The sequence below is a fragment of the Streptomyces sp. NPDC090077 genome (assembly GCF_044747545.1).
Classification (GTDB): Bacteria; Actinomycetota; Actinomycetes; order Streptomycetales; family Streptomycetaceae; genus Streptomyces.
In genome coordinates this window covers 25,118-40,831 of the sequence record NZ_JBIVEG010000039.1, presented here as the reverse complement: position 1 = coordinate 40,831, position 15,714 = coordinate 25,118, and the positions used below count along the sequence as shown (strand labels likewise).

At 72.1% G+C, this 15,714-nt stretch carries 15 protein-coding genes; 6 read left to right on the top strand and 9 right to left on the bottom strand.

The window, feature by feature from the left end; genetic code table 11:
• Positions 1-13 precede the first annotated feature (13 nt).
• Positions 14-373 carry an NADH-quinone oxidoreductase subunit A gene (locus tag ACIPW5_RS35990; RefSeq protein ID WP_045946775.1) on the bottom strand — a complete coding sequence of 120 codons (360 nt, stop codon included), beginning with the start codon at positions 371-373 and terminating at the stop codon, positions 14-16.
• Positions 374-1,166: 793 nt separating this feature from the next.
• Here ACIPW5_RS35990 and ACIPW5_RS35985 point away from each other — a divergent pair.
• Positions 1,167-2,036, top strand: a complete 870-nt coding sequence (locus ACIPW5_RS35985; protein WP_401254469.1) for a C40 family peptidase — start codon at positions 1,167-1,169, stop codon at positions 2,034-2,036.
• Positions 2,037-2,171: 135 nt separating this feature from the next.
• Complete coding sequence (locus tag ACIPW5_RS35980; RefSeq protein WP_401254466.1) at positions 2,172-2,453, top strand: hypothetical protein; 282 nt, start codon at positions 2,172-2,174, stop codon at positions 2,451-2,453.
• Between the two features lie 61 nt (positions 2,454-2,514).
• Here the strand turns inward: ACIPW5_RS35980 and ACIPW5_RS35975 are convergent, their stop codons facing one another.
• The 3 genes from ACIPW5_RS35975 to ACIPW5_RS35965 all read right to left on the bottom strand — a co-directional run bounded on the left by ACIPW5_RS35975 (position 2,515) and on the right by ACIPW5_RS35965 (position 5,698).
• Complete coding sequence (locus ACIPW5_RS35975; protein ID WP_401254464.1) at positions 2,515-3,798, bottom strand: geranylgeranyl reductase family protein; 1,284 nt, start codon at positions 3,796-3,798, stop codon at positions 2,515-2,517.
• 274 nt (positions 3,799-4,072) lie between these two features.
• On the bottom strand, positions 4,073-4,984 hold the full coding sequence (locus ACIPW5_RS35970) for a glutaminase (RefSeq protein ID WP_401254526.1): 912 nt from the start codon (positions 4,982-4,984) through the stop codon (positions 4,073-4,075).
• A 21-nt stretch (positions 4,985-5,005) separates the two neighbouring features.
• Positions 5,006-5,698, bottom strand: a complete 693-nt coding sequence (locus ACIPW5_RS35965; protein WP_401254461.1) for a demethylmenaquinone methyltransferase — start codon at positions 5,696-5,698, stop codon at positions 5,006-5,008.
• A gap of 259 nt (positions 5,699-5,957) precedes the next feature.
• Here ACIPW5_RS35965 and ACIPW5_RS35960 point away from each other — a divergent pair, with 259 nt between their 5' ends.
• Positions 5,958-6,614, top strand: a complete 657-nt coding sequence (locus tag ACIPW5_RS35960; protein ID WP_401254458.1) for a DUF3152 domain-containing protein — start codon at positions 5,958-5,960, stop codon at positions 6,612-6,614.
• Positions 6,615-6,618: 4 nt separating this feature from the next.
• On the opposite strand, the gene ACIPW5_RS35955 is transcribed toward ACIPW5_RS35960, so the two are convergent.
• From ACIPW5_RS35955 to ACIPW5_RS35940, 4 genes are all read right to left on the bottom strand, one after another.
• Positions 6,619-7,263 carry an imidazolonepropionase-like domain-containing protein gene (locus tag ACIPW5_RS35955; protein WP_401254455.1) on the bottom strand — a complete coding sequence of 215 codons (645 nt, stop codon included), beginning with the start codon at positions 7,261-7,263 and terminating at the stop codon, positions 6,619-6,621.
• A gap of 6 nt (positions 7,264-7,269) precedes the next feature.
• Positions 7,270-8,469 (bottom strand): cyclic dehypoxanthinyl futalosine synthase, encoded by a 1,200-nt coding sequence (mqnC, locus tag ACIPW5_RS35950; RefSeq protein ID WP_401254452.1) that lies wholly within the window; start codon positions 8,467-8,469, stop codon positions 7,270-7,272.
• An 85-nt stretch (positions 8,470-8,554) separates the two neighbouring features.
• Entirely contained in the window at positions 8,555-10,447 is a 1,893-nt protein-coding gene (locus ACIPW5_RS35945) for a serine/threonine-protein kinase (protein WP_401254449.1), read from the bottom strand.
• A gap of 221 nt (positions 10,448-10,668) precedes the next feature.
• Complete coding sequence (locus ACIPW5_RS35940; RefSeq protein ID WP_401254446.1) at positions 10,669-11,532, bottom strand: menaquinone biosynthetic enzyme MqnA/MqnD family protein; 864 nt, start codon at positions 11,530-11,532, stop codon at positions 10,669-10,671.
• Positions 11,533-11,768: 236 nt separating this feature from the next.
• Between ACIPW5_RS35940 and ACIPW5_RS35935 the strand changes: the two genes are divergently transcribed.
• On the top strand, positions 11,769-11,972 hold the full coding sequence (locus ACIPW5_RS35935; RefSeq protein WP_007265804.1) for a cold-shock protein: 204 nt from the start codon (positions 11,769-11,771) through the stop codon (positions 11,970-11,972).
• A 236-nt stretch (positions 11,973-12,208) separates the two neighbouring features.
• Complete coding sequence (locus ACIPW5_RS35930; protein ID WP_401254443.1) at positions 12,209-12,694, top strand: hypothetical protein; 486 nt, start codon at positions 12,209-12,211, stop codon at positions 12,692-12,694.
• Positions 12,695-12,760: 66 nt separating this feature from the next.
• Here the strand turns inward: ACIPW5_RS35930 and ACIPW5_RS35925 are convergent, their stop codons facing one another.
• Positions 12,761-14,464, bottom strand: a complete 1,704-nt coding sequence (locus tag ACIPW5_RS35925) for a hypothetical protein (RefSeq protein ID WP_401254441.1) — start codon at positions 14,462-14,464, stop codon at positions 12,761-12,763.
• Positions 14,465-14,732: 268 nt separating this feature from the next.
• Between ACIPW5_RS35925 and ACIPW5_RS35920 the strand changes: the two genes are divergently transcribed.
• Positions 14,733-15,536, top strand: a complete 804-nt coding sequence (locus ACIPW5_RS35920; protein WP_401254438.1) for a thioredoxin domain-containing protein — start codon at positions 14,733-14,735, stop codon at positions 15,534-15,536.
• Positions 15,537-15,714: the final 178 nt, after the last annotated feature.

Sequence of the window (15,714 nt, the reverse complement as noted above, 5' to 3'; positions counted from 1 at the left end):
GAAATTCAGCCCCTCAGTCCCATTCCAGGCCGCCCCGGCGCCACACGTACGCGTAGGCGACGAAGACGGTGAGCACGAAGAGCAGCATCTCGACGAGCCCGAAGATCCCCAGGGAGTCGAAGGTGACCGCCCAGGGGTAGAGGAAGACGATCTCGATGTCGAAGACGATGAAGAGCATCGCCGTCAGGTAGTACTTGATGGGGAAGCGACCGCCGCCGGCGGGCATCGGGGTGGGCTCGATGCCGCACTCGTAGGCTTCGAGCTTCGCCCGGTTGTACCGTTTTGGGCCGATCAGCGTGGCCATGACCACGGAGAAGATCGCAAACCCTGCGCCGATGGCGCCGAGCACGAGGATGGGTGCGTAAGCATTCACGCTCCTCGCTCCTTCCAGTCGTCCTTGACCGTTGGACCGCTGCGCCGGCGCCGAGTGCCCCGCCCCCTCGAAGGGCGCCCCTTCGAACAGGGACCGATCGCATGTGAGGCAGTTCACAAGCCGGACTGGTGCGCATCTTATGCCTGCCGGTCTGTGATCTGCGACACGGGTAACAACACCGAGTTTGTGATCTCCACCACCTGACGAACGATCATGAAGGCCGATGAGTGGTGATCTTCGCACTCAAGGCAGCCACATGATCACCAAAGGTGACATCCGGGCCCGTAGATGCAGGTAAGAGGCCTGTTGCCCTATCAAACGATGGGCAGTGCAGGCAAATTGGCGGCTCGTCCGCCCAAGTGATAAGGGAACGCGGGTCCCCCGCCCGGGGGACCCCGCACGTACGGGAGTGGACACGGTGGCCGGAAGTCGCCGCCGGCCGGATCCGGGGAGAGATCCTGTGCATCCGTTCACGAAGCGCGCGGCGAGTTCACGGTCGGATCACGGACGGGCCACGACCGCCTCACGGCGCCAGGTAACTGTGACCTGCGTCACGTGCGGGAGGGGCGCCGAAAAGGGGGCTTGGCCAACTGTGCGGGTCGGTGGTAGGCCGTGGATCAATTCGGACTTATTACTGAAACCCCATGATCACAGGCTTGTGAAAGGGTGTCCGTTACGTCCGTTACGGCGTCAATAAGAGGCGCGACGCGCCCGGTTAAACGTCTTCGGGCGCAACTGTGGCGCAGACCACGTTTCTTGAAGGGAACCCGGCTCCACTGATAGCGGTTGTCCCATGTCCCACACCGCTCACATACCCAGCCACCGGAAGCCCCGCCGCAGCGCCTCGAAGCTCGCGGTCCGCGCCGGAGTTGCCGGTGGCGTCCTCAGCACCCTGGCCATGGCCGGAACCGCGAGCGCGTCCCCGTCCGAGCCCGTGGCCGAGACGACGCTCGAGATGCCGGTCCTCGACCTGGACCTCGGCACCCAGGTCTCCAACGCCGTCAACACGGCTGCGGAGAACACCCGCGTCGCCGCAGTCGAAGCCGCCGTCACCGGCGAGCTGAACGCCCAGGAGGAGAGCGCCCGCACGGGTGCCGCCGCCGAGGCGAAGCAGGCGAAGGAAGACGCCACCAAGGTCGCCGAGCTCAAGGCGAAGCAGGAGGCCGACCGCAAGGCCGAGGCCGAGCGCGCGGGCCGCGACAGCGGCCGCACCGACCTCACCAACGCCTCCGCCTCCGACAACGGCGGCTCCTCCACCGTCAAGGGCTCCGGCAGCGGCAGCGGCTCCACCGCCTCGAAGCCGGCCACCGGCTCGGCGGCGGCCATCATCGCCTTCGCCCGCGCCCAGATCGGCAAGCCGTACGTCCTCGGCTCCACCGGCCCCACCGCGTACGACTGCTCCGGCCTGGTCCAGGCCGCGTACCGCCAGGCCAACATCTCCCTGGACCGCGTCTCCCAGGACCAGTCCATGGCCGGCCGCTCGGTCTCGCTGAACGCCCTGCAGCCCGGTGACATCGTCTACTGGGGCGCCAAGGGCAGCGCGTACCACGTCGCCATCTACTCGGGCAACGGCAAGTTCATCGGTGCGCAGAACCCCAGCACCGGCATCGTCGAGCGCAGCCTGAGCTACGACATGCCGACGGGTGCCGTCCGCGTCCTCTGACGCACGGTCGCACGATCGCCCGCAAGGTCCGGTACTCCCCCGCTCGGGGGTGGAGTACCGGACCTTCGGCATGCTGAGAAGATGGCCGGTGCGCGCCGCCCGGCCGTTCGAGCAGACCCTGGAGGTGGTGGTCCCGTGAGCAGACCGTCCTACGAGGACCACGGCGCCGGCGACCCCACGGCCGTCCCGGCCGCCCTCGGGCTGGGCCTCCTGTCGGTCGGAGGCTGGCTGCTGACCACCACCCGCCCGTGGCACAAACCGGGCAACCCCCTGACGCTGGGCCTCGGCTGGACCGTCTCCGGCGCCCTGCTGCTGTCCGGGCTCGTCCTGCTGGCCCGCTGCGTCCGCACCGTCCACGGCGCCCCCGGAGCGGCCGAGGGGGCCGAGGACGCCCTGCCGGGCCCCGGAAACGGCTGAGCCGCCCCCGGACACCGGGAGCGGCTCACAGGACCCTCTCAGGGCCCTCTCGGGCCTTCCCTCAGGCCTTCGGGGCCACCTTCGAGAGGCCGTTGATGATGCGGTCCGTCGCGTCGCCGCCCGTGGGGTCCGTCAGGTTCGCCAGCATCTTCAGCGTGAAGCGCATCAGCACCGGGTGCGTCAGGCCGCGCTGCGCGGCGATCTTCATCACCGCCGGGTTGCCGATCAGCTTCACGAAGGCGCGGCCCAGCGTGTAGTAGCCGCCGTAGGTCTCCTTGAGCACCTTCGGGTAGCTGTGCAGGGCCAGTTCGCGCTGCGCCGGCGTCGCGCGGGCGTGCGCCTGCACGATGACCTCGGCCGCGATCTGCCCGGACTCCATCGCGTAGGCGATGCCCTCGCCGTTGAACGGGTTGACGAGCCCGCCCGCGTCACCGACCAGCAGCAGGCCCTTGGTGTAGTGCGGCTGCCGGTTGAAGGCCATCGGCAGCGCCGCGCCGCGGATCGGCTGCGTCATGTTCTCCGGGGTGTAGCCCCAGTCCTCCGGCATGGACGCGCACCAGGCCTTCAGCACCTCGCGCCAGTCCAGCTCCTTGAAGGCGGAGGAGGAGTTGAGGATGCCGAGTCCCACGTTGGACGTGCCGTCGCCCATGCCGAAGATCCAGCCGTAGCCGGGCAGCAGCCGGTCCTGCGGACCGCGCCGGTCCCACAGTTCCAGCCAGGACTCCAGGTAGTCGTCGTCGTGCCGGGGCGAGGTGAAGTAGGTGCGGACGGCCACGCCCATCGGACGGTCCTCGCGCCGGTGCAGGCCCATCGCCAGGGACAGCCGCGAGGAGTTGCCGTCGGCGGCGACCACCAGCGGGGCGTGGAAGGTGACCGGGGTCTTCTCCTCGCCCAGCTTGGCCTGCACGCCGGTGATGTGCCCGGTGCGCGGGTCGCGGACGGGCTCGCCCACGTTGCAGCGCTCGTACAGCCGGGCACCGGCCTTCTGCGCCTGGCGGGCCAGGGTCTCGTCGAAGTCGTCGCGCTTGCGGACGAGTCCGTAGTCCGGGTAGGAGGCGAGTTCCGGCCAGTCCAGCTGGAGCCGCTGCCCGCCGCCGATGATGCGCAGGCCCTTGTTGCGCAGCCAGCCGGCCTCTTCGGAGATGTCGATGCCCATGGCGACCAGCTGCTTGGTGGCACGCGGGGTCAGACCGTCGCCGCAGACCTTCTCCCGCGGGAACGCCGTCTTCTCCAGGAGCAGGACGTCCAGCCCGGCCTTGGCGAGGTAGTAGGCGGTCGTGGAACCGGCGGGCCCGGCCCCGACGACGATCACGTCCGCGGAGTGTTCGGTGAGGGGCTCGGTCACTGCGGGGTCTCCTGGAGGCTCGGTGGAAGTGCCCGGCGGCACAGGACATGACGCAGTCTATGCAGCCGGTGCGCTCCCGCTGGGGTGCGGGTGGAGGCCCTTCCCCTGGCCGGGGTCCGCGCCCCCACCACTGCGCGGGCCACTCCCTGGGGGCTCCGCCCCCAGACCCCCGCGCCTCAAACGCCGGCGGGGCTGGAATTGCCCTGCGGGCAATCCAGCCCGCGCGGCGTTTGAGCGCAACGGGGTCAGGGGCCGAGCCGCGCGAGCGGCGCAATCAGAAGATGCTCAGCCCCGTCAGAGTGGTGAAGCGGTCCAGGGCCGCGACGCCCGCGACCGAGTTGCCCCGCGCGTCCAGCCCCGGGCTCCAGACCGCGAGCGTGCACCGGCCCGGGACGACCGCGACGATCCCGCCGCCCACGCCGCTCTTGCCCGGCAGGCCCACCCGGTAGGCGAACTCCCCCGCCGCGTCGTACGTCCCGCAGGTCAGCATCACCGCGTTGACCTGCTTCGCCTCGCTGCGCGTCAGCAGCCGGGAGCCGTCCGCGCGCAGGCCGTGCCGGGCGAGGAAACCGCCGGCCAGGGCGAGGTCCGCGCAGCTCATCTCGATGGAGCACTGCCAGAAGTAGTGCTCCAGCAGCGCCGGTACGGGGTTGTCGATGTTGCCGTACGAGGCCATGAAGTGGGCCACCGCCGCGTTGCGGTCGCCGTGTTCCTGCTCGGACGCCGCGACCTCCGGGTCGAAGCCGAGGTCCGGGTTGCCGCTCTCCTGCCGCAGGAAGTCGAGGAGTTCGCTGCTCGCGTCACCCGTCAGGGTCTGCAGCCGGTCGGTGACGACCAGCGCGCCCGCGTTGATGAAAGGATTCCTCGGAATTCCGTTCTCGTACTCCAGCTGCACCAGCGAGTTGAACGGGTTGCCCGACGGCTCCCGCCCCACCCGCTCCCACAGGCTGTCCCCGCCCTCCGCGAGGGCCAGCGCCAGGGCGAAGACCTTGGTGACGGACTGGGCCGAGAACGGGACGCGCCAGTCGCCGACCCCGAAGACGTTCCCGTCGAGGTCGGCGACCGCCATGCCGAACCGGCGCGGGTCGACCTTCGCCAGCGCCGGGATGTACTCCGCGGGGGTGCCGCTGCCCACCAGCGGCGCGACGTCGGCCGCGATCCGCTCCAGCAGCCCCTGGTAGTCCATGGACAGGGAGGACATGGAGGGCTACGCCTTGACCCCGCGGTGCAGCGCCACGATGCCGCCGCTCAGGTTCCGCCAGGCCACCTTCGACCAGCCGGCCTTCTGCAGCAGGGCCGCCAGCGCCGGCTGGTCGGGCCACTCGCGGATGGACTCGGCGAGGTACACGTACGCGTCCGGGTTGGAGGAGACCGCGCGGGCCACCGGCGGCAGGGCGCGCATCAGGTACTCGGTGTAGACGGTCCGGAAGGGGCCCCAGGTCGGCTGCGAGAACTCGCTGATCACCACCTGGCCGCCCGGCTTGGTCACCCGGTACATCTCGCGCAGCGCGCCGTCCGTGTCCTGGACGTTGCGCAGCCCGAAGGAGATCGTCACGGTGTCGAACGTGTCGTCCTTGAAGGGGAGCTTCGTCGCGTCGCCCGCCGTCAGCGGCAGCCACTCGTGGCGCTTCTTGCCCTCGCGGAGCATGCCGAGGGAGAAGTCGCAGGGGACGACGTACGCACCGGTCGCCGCGTACGGGAGGGACGAGGTCGCGGTGCCCGCGGCCAGGTCGAGCACCTTGTGCCCCGGGCGGGCGGCGACCGCCTTCGCGGCCTCCTTGCGCCACAGGCGCGCCTGGCCGAGGGACAGGACGTCGTTGGTGAGGTCGTAGTTCGCGGCCACCCCGTCGAACATGGAGGCGACTTCGTGCGGCTGCTTGTCCAGGGAAGCCCTTGTCACTGGCGTTGGCCCCTCGGTGCTCGGTGTGTCTGCGTCGGACGGGTGGTGCACGGGTAGTACGCCGTCATCCTCTCAGGCCGACGGCCGACCGCCCTCCCCGGCCCGGCCCCGCCGGGGTCCCGCCGCGAATCCGGCGGAACCGGACCGGATCCGGACCGGAAACGGGCAGACTGGCCGGACATTCCGAACAAAGGGCTGACGGATGCCGGCAGGGCGATCAGCAAGCGCACGGCGGCCGCTGCGCACGGTCGTGTGGGCGGTGGGACTGGCCGCCCTCTCGGTGGCCGCCTTGCGCGGGGGCCACGAGGGCGGGCCCGCCCCGGCCCAGCCGCCCCCGCAGGCCGCCCGGACGGCCCCGGTGCCGGTGGGGTTCACGGCGTCCTCCACCCCCGGCCGGGCCCAGGGCCGGGGTCACCCGCTGCGCTGGCGGGTGGAGGCGGAGAACGGCAGCGGGATCGACCCGGACGCCGCCGCCCGGACCGTCGAGGCGATACTCGGCGACCGGCGCGGCTGGATACGCGACCCCGCGTACGGCTTCCGGCTGGCCGGGCTCGGGGAGCCGGTGGACTTCACCGTGAAGATCGCCACGCCCGCCACCACCGACCGGCTGTGCGAGGTGGTCACCCCGGAGCTGATCGGGGAGACCAACTGCCGGGCCGGCCACACGGTGGTGGTGAACCTCAAGCGCTGGCAGGAGGGCTCGCCCCAGTTCCGGGGCCCCCTCGCCGAGTACCGGGCGCTGATCGTCAACCACGAGGTGGGCCACGAGCTCGGCCGCGAACACGAGGGCTGCCCGCACCCCGGCGCCCCCGCCCCGGCGATGATGCAGCAGATCAAGGGCCTCCAGGGCTGCACGTCCAACGCCTGGCCGTACGCCGCCGACGGCACCTACCTGGGCGGCCCGCCGACGCCGTAGGGGCTCAGCGCCGCCGGTGCAGCAGCCGGCCCGCGATGACCGTGGCCACGCAGGTCGTCGCGCCGCGTTCCAGGAGTTCGGCCTCGTCCGCCACCGCGAAGACCGCGAAGCGGGCCGCCGCGCCCTCCTCCATGACGCCGTGGAAGGCCTCCCCGGCAGAGTCCCGGCCGGCGAGCGGGTCCAGGGCGGGCGGGCCCGCGTACGGGGCGGGCGGTACCACGGCCAGGCCCGAGCGGGTCACCGCCGTGCGGACGGCGGCGATCGTGAAGCGCCCCGCCACCGCCACCACCCCGCGCGCGAGCAGCTTCTGCGTGCCCCGCCGGGCGCTGTTGCCCCAGCGGGACTCGGTCATCTTCAGCGCGTCCAGGGCCGCGGCCCCGGTGATGGGGTCGGCGCCGAGCTCGGTGACCTCGTACGGGTCGTCCGGGTAGTACGTGCGCTCCAGCAGCTCGTCCGCCCCGCGCGCCAGCAGCCCCGGGGTCAGCACCCCGGGCCAGCGGCGGACCCGGGCGTGCGGAGCGGCCGCGGCGAGCTCCCCGTACGGGCCCGTGCCCACGATCCGGTCGCCCTCGACCAGGACCGCGCCGCCCTCCAGCGGTGCGGCGCCCGGTCCGGTGACGAGCAGGTCGGCGGTGTGCAGCGTCAGCATCGGGCGTCAGTTCGTGGAGATGAGCTTCAGCTCGGGGTGCGCGGTGCCGCCCTCGATGGCGGTCGAGGAGATGTGCGAGACGACGCGGTCGTCGACGGGGTCGTTCGCCGGGTCCTCGTGCACCAGGAGGTGCTCGTAGGTGGTCGCGCGCTGCGCGGGCACGCGGCCGGCCTTGCGGATCAGGTCGATGATCTCCTGGCGGTTCGAGCGGTGCTTGGCACCGGCCGAGGAGACCACGTTCTCCTCCAGCATGATCGAACCGAGGTCGTCGGCGCCGTAGTGCAGCGAGAGCTGGCCCGCCTCCTTGCCGACGGTGAGCCAGGAGCCCTGGACGTGGGCGATGTTGTCGAGGAAGAGCCGCGCGATCGCGATCATGCGCAGGTACTCGAAGACGGTCGCCTGGGTGCGGCCCTTGAGGTGGTTGTTCTCGGGCTGGTACGTGTACGGGATGAACGCGCGGAAGCCGCCGGTGCGGTCCTGCGTGTCCCGGATCATCGCGATGTGCTCGATGCGCTCGGCGTTGGTCTCGCCGGTGCCCATCAGCATGGTGGAGGTGGACTCCACGCCCAGCTTGTGGGCGATCTCCATGATCTCCAGCCAGCGCTCGCCGGACTCCTTCAGCGGGGCGATCGCCTTGCGCGGGCGCTCCGGGAGCAGCTCGGCGCCGGCGCCCGCGAAGGAGTCGAGGCCGGCCGCGTGGATGCGCTGGATGGCCTCCTCGGCGGAGACGCCGGAGATGCGGGCCATGTGCTCGACCTCGGACGCGCCGAGGGAGTGGATGACCAGCTGCGGGAAGTCCTTCTTGATCGCCGAGAAGTGGTGCTCGTAGTACTCGACGCCGTAGTCCGGGTGGTGCCCGCCCTGGAACATGATCTGGGTGCCGCCCAGCTCGACGGTCTCCGCGCAGCGGCGCAGGATGTCGTCGAGGTCGCGCGACCAGCCCTTCTTCGTGTCCTTGGGGGCCGCGTAGAAGGCGCAGAACTTGCACGCCGTGACGCACACGTTGGTGTAGTTGATGTTGCGCTCGATGATGTACGTCGCGATGTGCTCCGTACCGGCGTAGCGCCGGCGGCGCGCCGCGTCGGCGGCCTGGCCGAGCGCGTGCAGCGGGGCGTGCCGGTAGAGGTCGAGGGCCTCTTCCTTGGTGATCCGGCCCCCTGCGGCGGCGCGGTCGAGGACGGACTGGAGTGCGGCCAGGTCGGTCACCGGTGGATCACCTTTCGGCGGTGTGTCAAGGGTCCGGACCGATCCAGCCTACGCCAGGGGTTCCGCGCCCCCGTCAGGGCGGGGGTCACGGGCTGCGCGTGAGGTCCCCCTCCGGGTTCCCGGCGGGTACGTCGCCGGACTTGTAGTGCAGGGTTCCGTTCGCGTTGAGGGTGAACCGCTCGTCGGCGGAGCCGTTCGCGCAGATGCCGGGGGCGGGGTTGGGGCCGCCCGCCGTGTCCAGGACGAGGGAGCGGTCGGTGGCGGAGGCGAGCTTCCAGTCGCCGCTGCAGTCGGTGCCGAGCAGGTCGAGCACCGACTTGTCCCGGCCGACGACCTCGCCGACCTTCCCCGCCTTGATGGTGATCTCGAAGGTGCTGGCGACGCCCAGGCGGGCGGTGGTGACGGTGCCCTTCCAGGTGCCGACGAGCTCCTTGGGGACGTCGTTGCGGGTCCCCTTCGGCGGGGCCGGGGACGAGGCGGACGGCGAGGACGGCGTCGGCCCGCCGGAGGCCTGCGCGGAGCCCGCCGGGGCCGGGGTGACCTGCTGGTCGTGGTCGCCCGAGGCCGAGTCCCGGGTCGTGCCCTGGCCCGGCAGCAGGTCCAGCGCGTACAGCCCGCCGGACAGCACGGCCAGCACCGCGGCGGCCGCGCCGAGCACCAGGGTGCAGCTGAAGCGGCGTCCCGCCGCGGTCACGGTGATCCCGCGGCCGCCGCCCTCGGGGGCGGTGCGCGGCTGCGGCACCCCGCCGCCCGTGGCCCGGCCGGCCGTCTCGGTGGGGGCCCCGTACACCCCGCCCGCGGCGTACCCGCCCGGCGTCCCGTACGAGGGGTCCGGCGTCCCGAAGCCGACCCCGGCGGGCCCGCCGAAGGACCCGCCCGTGAACGGCACCGGCCCGGAGCCGGCGTCCGCGGAGGCGTACCCCCCGGACACCCCCGGGCCGGAGCCGGGGAAGGGGCCGGCACCGTGGCCGCCCCCGGCGGAGTGGCCGCCCCCGGTGCCGGACGCGGCGTCGGCCGCCGTCGCCGGGCCGGCGGAGTGGGCCCCGGAACCGGTGGCCGGGCCCGGGTACCCGTCACCGCCCTCGGAGGCATCGGCGTCCAGGTCCAGCAGGGCCACCGCCGCCCGGCTCGCCTCCTCGACCAGCGGCGCCGGCAGCCAGCCCGGCGCGCCCAGGGCGCCGCCCAGGGCCGCCGCGAGGGCGTCGGGCGCCGGGCGGTCGGCGGCCGCCTTGGCCAGGCAGGAGCCGATCAGCTCGCGCAGCTCCCCGGCGGGGATGCCGTCGAGCTCCGGCGGCTCGTGGACCACCTTGTAGAGGAGGGTCGCGGAGTTGTCCCCGCTGAAGGGCGGCCGCCCGGTCGCCGCGAAGGCCAGCACCGCGCCCAGGGAGAACACGTCCGAGGCGCCCGTGACGCCCTTGCCGAGGATCTGTTCGGGGGACATGTAGCCGGGCGAGCCGATGGAGACGCCGGTGGAGGTCAGGGAGGCGGTGCCGTCCGTGGCCCGGGCGATCCCGAAGTCGATCAGCCGCGGCCGGTCGAGGGGCAGCATCACGTTGGAGGGCTTCACGTCCCGGTGGACGAGGCCCAGACCGTGCACCGCCACCAGCGCGCGGGCCAGCCCCGCGCCGATCGCCCGCACCGAGGCCTCCGGGAGCGGCCCGTGCCCGGCCACCGCCCGGTCCAGGGAGGGGCCCGCCACGTACCCGGTCGCCACCCACGGCACGGCCGCCTCCGGGTCGGCGTCCAGCACCGGCGCGGTCCACTCCCCGCCCACCCGCCGGGCGGCCTCCACCTCGCGGCGGAAGCGGGCCCGGAACTCCGCGTCGGAGGCGAAGTGCGGGTGCACGATCTTGACGGCGACGGTCCGGCCGCCGGCGCTGCGCCCCAGATAGACCCGGCCCATGCCGCCCGCGCCCAGCCGGCCGAGCAGCCGGTAGGCGCCGACGGTGCGCGGTTCGCCGGCTTCGAGCGGCTGCATCGCGTCCCCCGTCCCCCGAGATCGTGTACGCGTTCGTGTGAACAGACAGCACCTTAGGGGGTGACGGGGGCACGTTCCCGCCGAATAGCTTCCGCTTCCCCCGCTCCCGTTCGCATTCACCTTCGAGTGACGTGAATACGAAAGGGGAACGAATTCCCGGCAAACGGAACATTCCCGGGGGAGAACGGGAGAGAAGCGGAAGATCTACGGCGATATCGCGATCAGTGATCCAGGGCTGCGGCCTTCAGCAGCTCCACGGCGACGTCCCCGTCGTAGCCGGTGTCCGCTCCGGTCCGGCGCGCGAATTCACGTACGCCGGCCAGTTGCTCGGGGCCGAAGCGGAAGTCGAGGGTGGTGAAGTAGCGCTGGAGCAGTTCGGCGTCGAAGGCCTCCCAGCGGGCGGCCTGCTCCGCGACCTTGACGACCTCCTCCAGGGAGACGTCCCGGGAGGCGAGGAAGGCCTCGTGGATCTCCCGGACGAGCACCGGCTCGCGCTCCAGGTAGTCCTTCCGGGCGGCCCAGACGGCGAAGACGAACGGCAGCCCCGTCCACTCCTTCCACATCTCGCCCAGGTCGTGCACGGCCAGCCCGAGCCGGGGCGCGTCGTGCAGCGAGGCGCGCAGGGCGGCGTCGCCGATCAGCACCGCCGCGTCGGCCTCCTGCATCATCAGCCCCAGGTCAGGGGGGCAGGTGAAGTAGTCGGGGCGGACTCCGTACTGCTCGGCGAGCAGCAGCTGGGCGAGCCGGACGGAGGTGCGGGAGGTCGAGCCGAGGGCGACGCGGGCGCCGTCCAGCTGCTCCAGCGGGACCTGCGAGACGATCACGCAGGACATGACGGGGCCGTCGCAGCCGACCGCCAGGTCGGGGAAGGCGACGAGCCGGTCGGCGTTGCGGAGGAACTCCACGAGGGTGATGGGGGCGATGTCCAGGTCTCCCTGGACGAGCCGCTCGCTCAGCTTCTCGGGGGTGTCCTTGGTCAGCTCCATGTCCAGCAGCGTGCCGGTTCGGGCCAGACCCCAGTAGAGGGGCAGGCAGTTCAGGAACTGGATGTGGCCGACGCGGGGCCGGCTGCGATAGACGTCCACATCGCGAGACTAGCCGCGGTTCTCCGTCAGCGTTCGAGCGGGTCTCAAACGTCCGGGTGACGTGATCTTTCCCTCTGGTCTCGGCCCGAGGGTGCGTGCTAGGCTCGACGCAAGTTGCAGTTTGGTTTCCCTTGCAGTACGAGGCCTGCGGAGCATGTAACCCGCAGGCTTTTGTAGTTTTCAGACTTCTTAGCAGGTTCTGGAGCAGGGCGACCCTTTGGCCCATAGGAGGGCTCATGGCTACCGGAACCGTGAAGTGGTTCAACGCTGAAAAGGGCTTCGGCTTCATCGCCCAGGACGGCGGCGGCCCGGATGTCTTCGTCCACTACTCCGCGATCAACGCCTCTGGCTTCCGCTCCCTCGAGGAGAACCAGCAGGTCAACTTCGACGTCACGCAGGGCCCGAAGGGTCCGCAGGCGGAGAACGTCACCCCGGCCTAGTCGCCAGGCCGACCGGATCGCGGTCGGATAAGCAGTACCCAAGGAGCCCTGCCTCCTCCGTGCGAGCGGAGGGGGCGGGGCTCCTGCCCTTTCCGGGGGCCGCCGGGCGGCAGCGCCGTTCGGGGCGCACCGCTGGTTCCCCTGAGTGAGCATCCGTCACTCCGCGTGTGCACGTCCCGGGGCCCGGGGATGGTCGGTCCTGGTACGAGGCCGCCACGGGAAAGGACGCACAGCACATGAGGAAGCTCGCTTGGGCCACACGAGGCATCTCCGCCGCCACGGGGGCACTGCTCCTCGGGGCCCTGATGGTCCCCTCCGCGGCGGCCAGCGGCGGTCCGGTGCCGGACCCGCACGCCAAGAAGAAGTGCGGGCCGGTGGCGCGCCACGTCAGCTCCGCCACCTCGGACTACCGGACCCTGTACGGGACGGTGTTCCGCGTCACGACCGACCGGGACGGGCGCGCCTTCCTCAACGACGACCGCAACCCCGGTGTCTGGATCGACCTCAAGGTCGTCCCGAACGCGCCGAAGTGCGTCGTCGACACGGCCGTCTCCTTCACGGGCATCCAGACGGTCGGCCCCCAGATCGTCATCACCCTGCTCAGCAAGAGCGGCGTCCTCTACGAGGCCCGCTGCGCCGCCGGTGAGACGGCCTTCAGCCCGACCAACCTGCCGGGCACCTGCGGCGTCGGCTTCCAGGCCCTCCAGGCCACCCCGGTCTGACGTTCCGGACGCACGACACGGCCGGCCGCGCAGGGCGGCCGGCCGTGTGGTGCGCGCGGCTGCGGGTCAGGCCTTCGGAGCGGCGGTGATCTCGATGGCGAGGATCAGCTCCGCGCCGTCCGCCGTGCGCAGCCTCAGGTGGTACGTGCCCGCGGGGACGTCCGCGGTGAGCAGCGCGGGCAGGGCGGCCTTGCCGTCGGCGCCGGTCGTGAGCGCCTTCGTGAACAGCTTGTCCCCGGCCGTGGCGCCCTGGAACCACGGGCCCTTGGCCGTGCCGGCGTCCACCGGGGTCCAGGCGTCGCCCTTCTTCTCGACCAGCGCGGCGGTGAGCTCCGCGCCCTCCACGGGCTTGTCGCCGCGGGAGACCAGGTACTGCAGGCCGGTGACCGCGTTCCCGGCGGCGACCTGCACGGTCTTGGTGCCGGTGACCACGACGGGCTTCTCGGCCGGCTTCTCGGTGGTCTTGCCGGGCAGGGCGACGGTGAGCTGGTTCGTGGCGTCGTAGGCGGTGGCCCGCAGGGTGAAGGTGCCCGCCTTCGGGCCGGCCTTGAGCCGCGGGGTGGTGGCGATGCCCTGGGCGTCGGTACGGACGACCACGCTGGACTCGCTGCCGAAGACGAAGCCCGTGCCGCCGGTGGTGTCCTGCTCGACGGCGACGACGACGGCCTGGCCGACGGCCGGCTTGCCGTTGCTGAGGACCGCCTTGAAGCGGGTGCCGTCCGCGAAGAGGCTGCCGGCCTCGGCCTCCAGCTTCGCGTCGCCGACCCGCTCCAGCTTGGCCAGGGTGGCGGGCGCCGGGGTCGGCTTGGAGGGCTCCGGCGTGGGCGTCGGCTTCGACGGCTCCGGGGTGGGCTTCGGGTTCGGGGTCTGGTTGCCCGGGTTCGACGGGTTCGTCGGGTTGGTCGGCTTGGTGGCCGGCGGCTGCGGGCTGGGGACGTGCGGGGTGGGGATGGTCGGCGTGGGCGGCGTCGGGTAGTTGCCGACGGGCGGGTTCGGGATCCCCGCCGTGCCGTCCTGCTGGTACTGGCGCATGTAGCCGAGCACGGAGTTCACGTACTCGCGCGACTGGTTGTAGCCGAGGATCGCCTTGTCGAGGTCGGCCGGGAGCGAGAGGTCCTTGCCGCCGGAGCAGAGGTAGAGGCCCGCGCCGAGCGCCGCGTCGTAGATGTTGTTCGCGTCGCGCTTGCCGTCCCCGTTGCCGTCGGCCTTCCAGGTGGCCCAGGTGGAGGGGATGAACTGGAGCGGGCCGAAGGCGCGGTCGAACTCGGTGTCGCCGTCGAACTCGCCCTTGTCGGTGTCGAGGATCCGCGCGTAGCCGTTGCCGTCCAGGCGGGGGCCGCGGATCGGCTTCTCCGTGGTGCCGTCGGTCTTGAGCCCGTAGCCGGAGGCGTGCACGGACTCGACCCGGCCTATCGCGGCGACCAGCGTCCAGGGCAGCTTGCACGTGGGCAGGGCGGCGGCCACGGCCACCTCGGAGCGCTTGTAGGCGTCCAGGGCCGTCGCGGGGATGCCGGAGGCGCCCTCGGTCGCGGTTCCGGCGCCCGTGCCGGCGGCGGGCGGGGCGACCGGGTCCGCGAGCTGGCCCGGCAGGTCGAGGCGGGCGTCGCCGCGGTCGGTGGCCTGCGGGCTGTCGGGCGTGGGCTCGGCTTCTCCGGCGCCGGCGACCGGGGTGTTGGTCACGACGGCGGCCGTGGTCAGGCTGGCCGCGAGGGCGGCCGTGCACAGGACCTTGCGCGAGGTGTTGACTACGTGGCGGTGAAGCGGCTTCACGGTGCGGCGATCCCCCCAAGGCGGCCGGCAAGGGCGTACGGCCGGTCGGGGCCGCGATTGTTCTGTCTATCAGGTATTCCGACACGACTCACCGCCGCCCCCGCAGATATGACGCACCATTCGTCTCGGCTTCACCGAGCTGTGACCCAGGACGTCCAGCCCGGCTCCGGCGGACCTCCGGCCCGGCCCCGCGGAGGACCTTCGCCCCTGTCCGGAACACCCCAAAGGCCCATGCTCGCACGGCTCGTTGCTCTTTACCCTGAATGTCATGGCGAGCAGCAGCAAGAAGGACCACCGCCGCGAGGCCCGCGAACGGCTCCGCACGGAGCGGGAGGCCGAGGCCCGGCGGGCGCGGCTGCGCGGACGGCTGCTCGTCGGCGGGGCACTGGCGGCCGTGCTGGCGCTCGCCGTCGGGGTGGGCGTGTACGCGGCGGGGCGGGCCGGTCCGGGGAAGAGCGAGGCGGGCGGCAAGCCCTTCCTGCGGCCGGCGCACACCAGCGGCGAGGACGGCGTGGTGGTCCCGTACGGCAGGGCCGACGCGAAGGACGTGGTGTCGGTGTGGCTGGATCCGCGCTGTCCCTTCTGCGCCAACGTGGAGACGGGCCTGGGCCCCGCCCTCAAGGAGCAGGCGGACGCCGGGACCTACCGCGTCGAGTACCACTTCGCGACCTTCCTGGACGGGGGCCTGGGCGGCAAGGGATCCAAGCGCGCGCTGAACGCGCTGGGCGCGGCGGTGAACGAGAGCCCCCAGAAGTTCATGGACTACCTCCGGGTGCTCTACGAGAACCACCCGCAGAAGGAGACGGACGACCGGTTCGGCTCCACGGACACCCTGCTGGACCTGGCCGGCCGGGTCCCGGGGCTGCGGACGCCGGAGTTCGACCGGGCCGTCGAGGGGCTCGTGTACATGCCGTGGGTCGACAAGGTCTCGGGGGCCTTCGGCGGGAGCGGCAAGCAGGGCACCCCGGTGGTGGAGGTCAACGGCAAGGAGGTGGGGGTGCTGTCGGGCCGGGGGGAGGTGATCGCGCCGGAGGCCTTCGCCCAACTGGTCGCGGCGAACCGGAAGTCCTGAACCGGACGTCCCGAAGCGGAAGGCCGGGAACGTAACAGGGGCTGTCACACGGGCCTGGTACGTTTCAGGCCAATCGAGCGCACTGGTGTTCGGCACCCCTCTTCCGTCGGCCCTTCCGTGAGAACGCCCGGGAGCGGAAACGGAATCTGAAACGGAATCGGAACCGGTCCGGGGGCGC

Bases quoted from the DNA above. Each gene is read 5' to 3' on its own strand.
- ACIPW5_RS35920 (WP_401254438.1), top strand. From the start codon at position 14,733: ATGGCGAGCAGCAGCAAGAAGGACCACCGCCGCGAGGCCCGCGAACGG.
- ACIPW5_RS35945 (WP_401254449.1), bottom strand. From the start codon at position 10,447: ATGCAGCCGCTCGAAGCCGGCGAACCGCGCACCGTCGGCGCCTACCGG.
- ACIPW5_RS35955 (WP_401254455.1), bottom strand. From the start codon at position 7,263: ATGCTGACGCTGCACACCGCCGACCTGCTCGTCACCGGACCGGGCGCC.
- ACIPW5_RS35985 (WP_401254469.1), top strand. From the start codon at position 1,167: ATGTCCCACACCGCTCACATACCCAGCCACCGGAAGCCCCGCCGCAGC.
- ACIPW5_RS35930 (WP_401254443.1), top strand. From the start codon at position 12,209: ATGAGGAAGCTCGCTTGGGCCACACGAGGCATCTCCGCCGCCACGGGG.
- ACIPW5_RS35970 (WP_401254526.1), bottom strand. From the start codon at position 4,984: ATGGACTACCAGGGGCTGCTGGAGCGGATCGCGGCCGACGTCGCGCCG.
- ACIPW5_RS35935 (WP_007265804.1), top strand. From the start codon at position 11,769: ATGGCTACCGGAACCGTGAAGTGGTTCAACGCTGAAAAGGGCTTCGGC.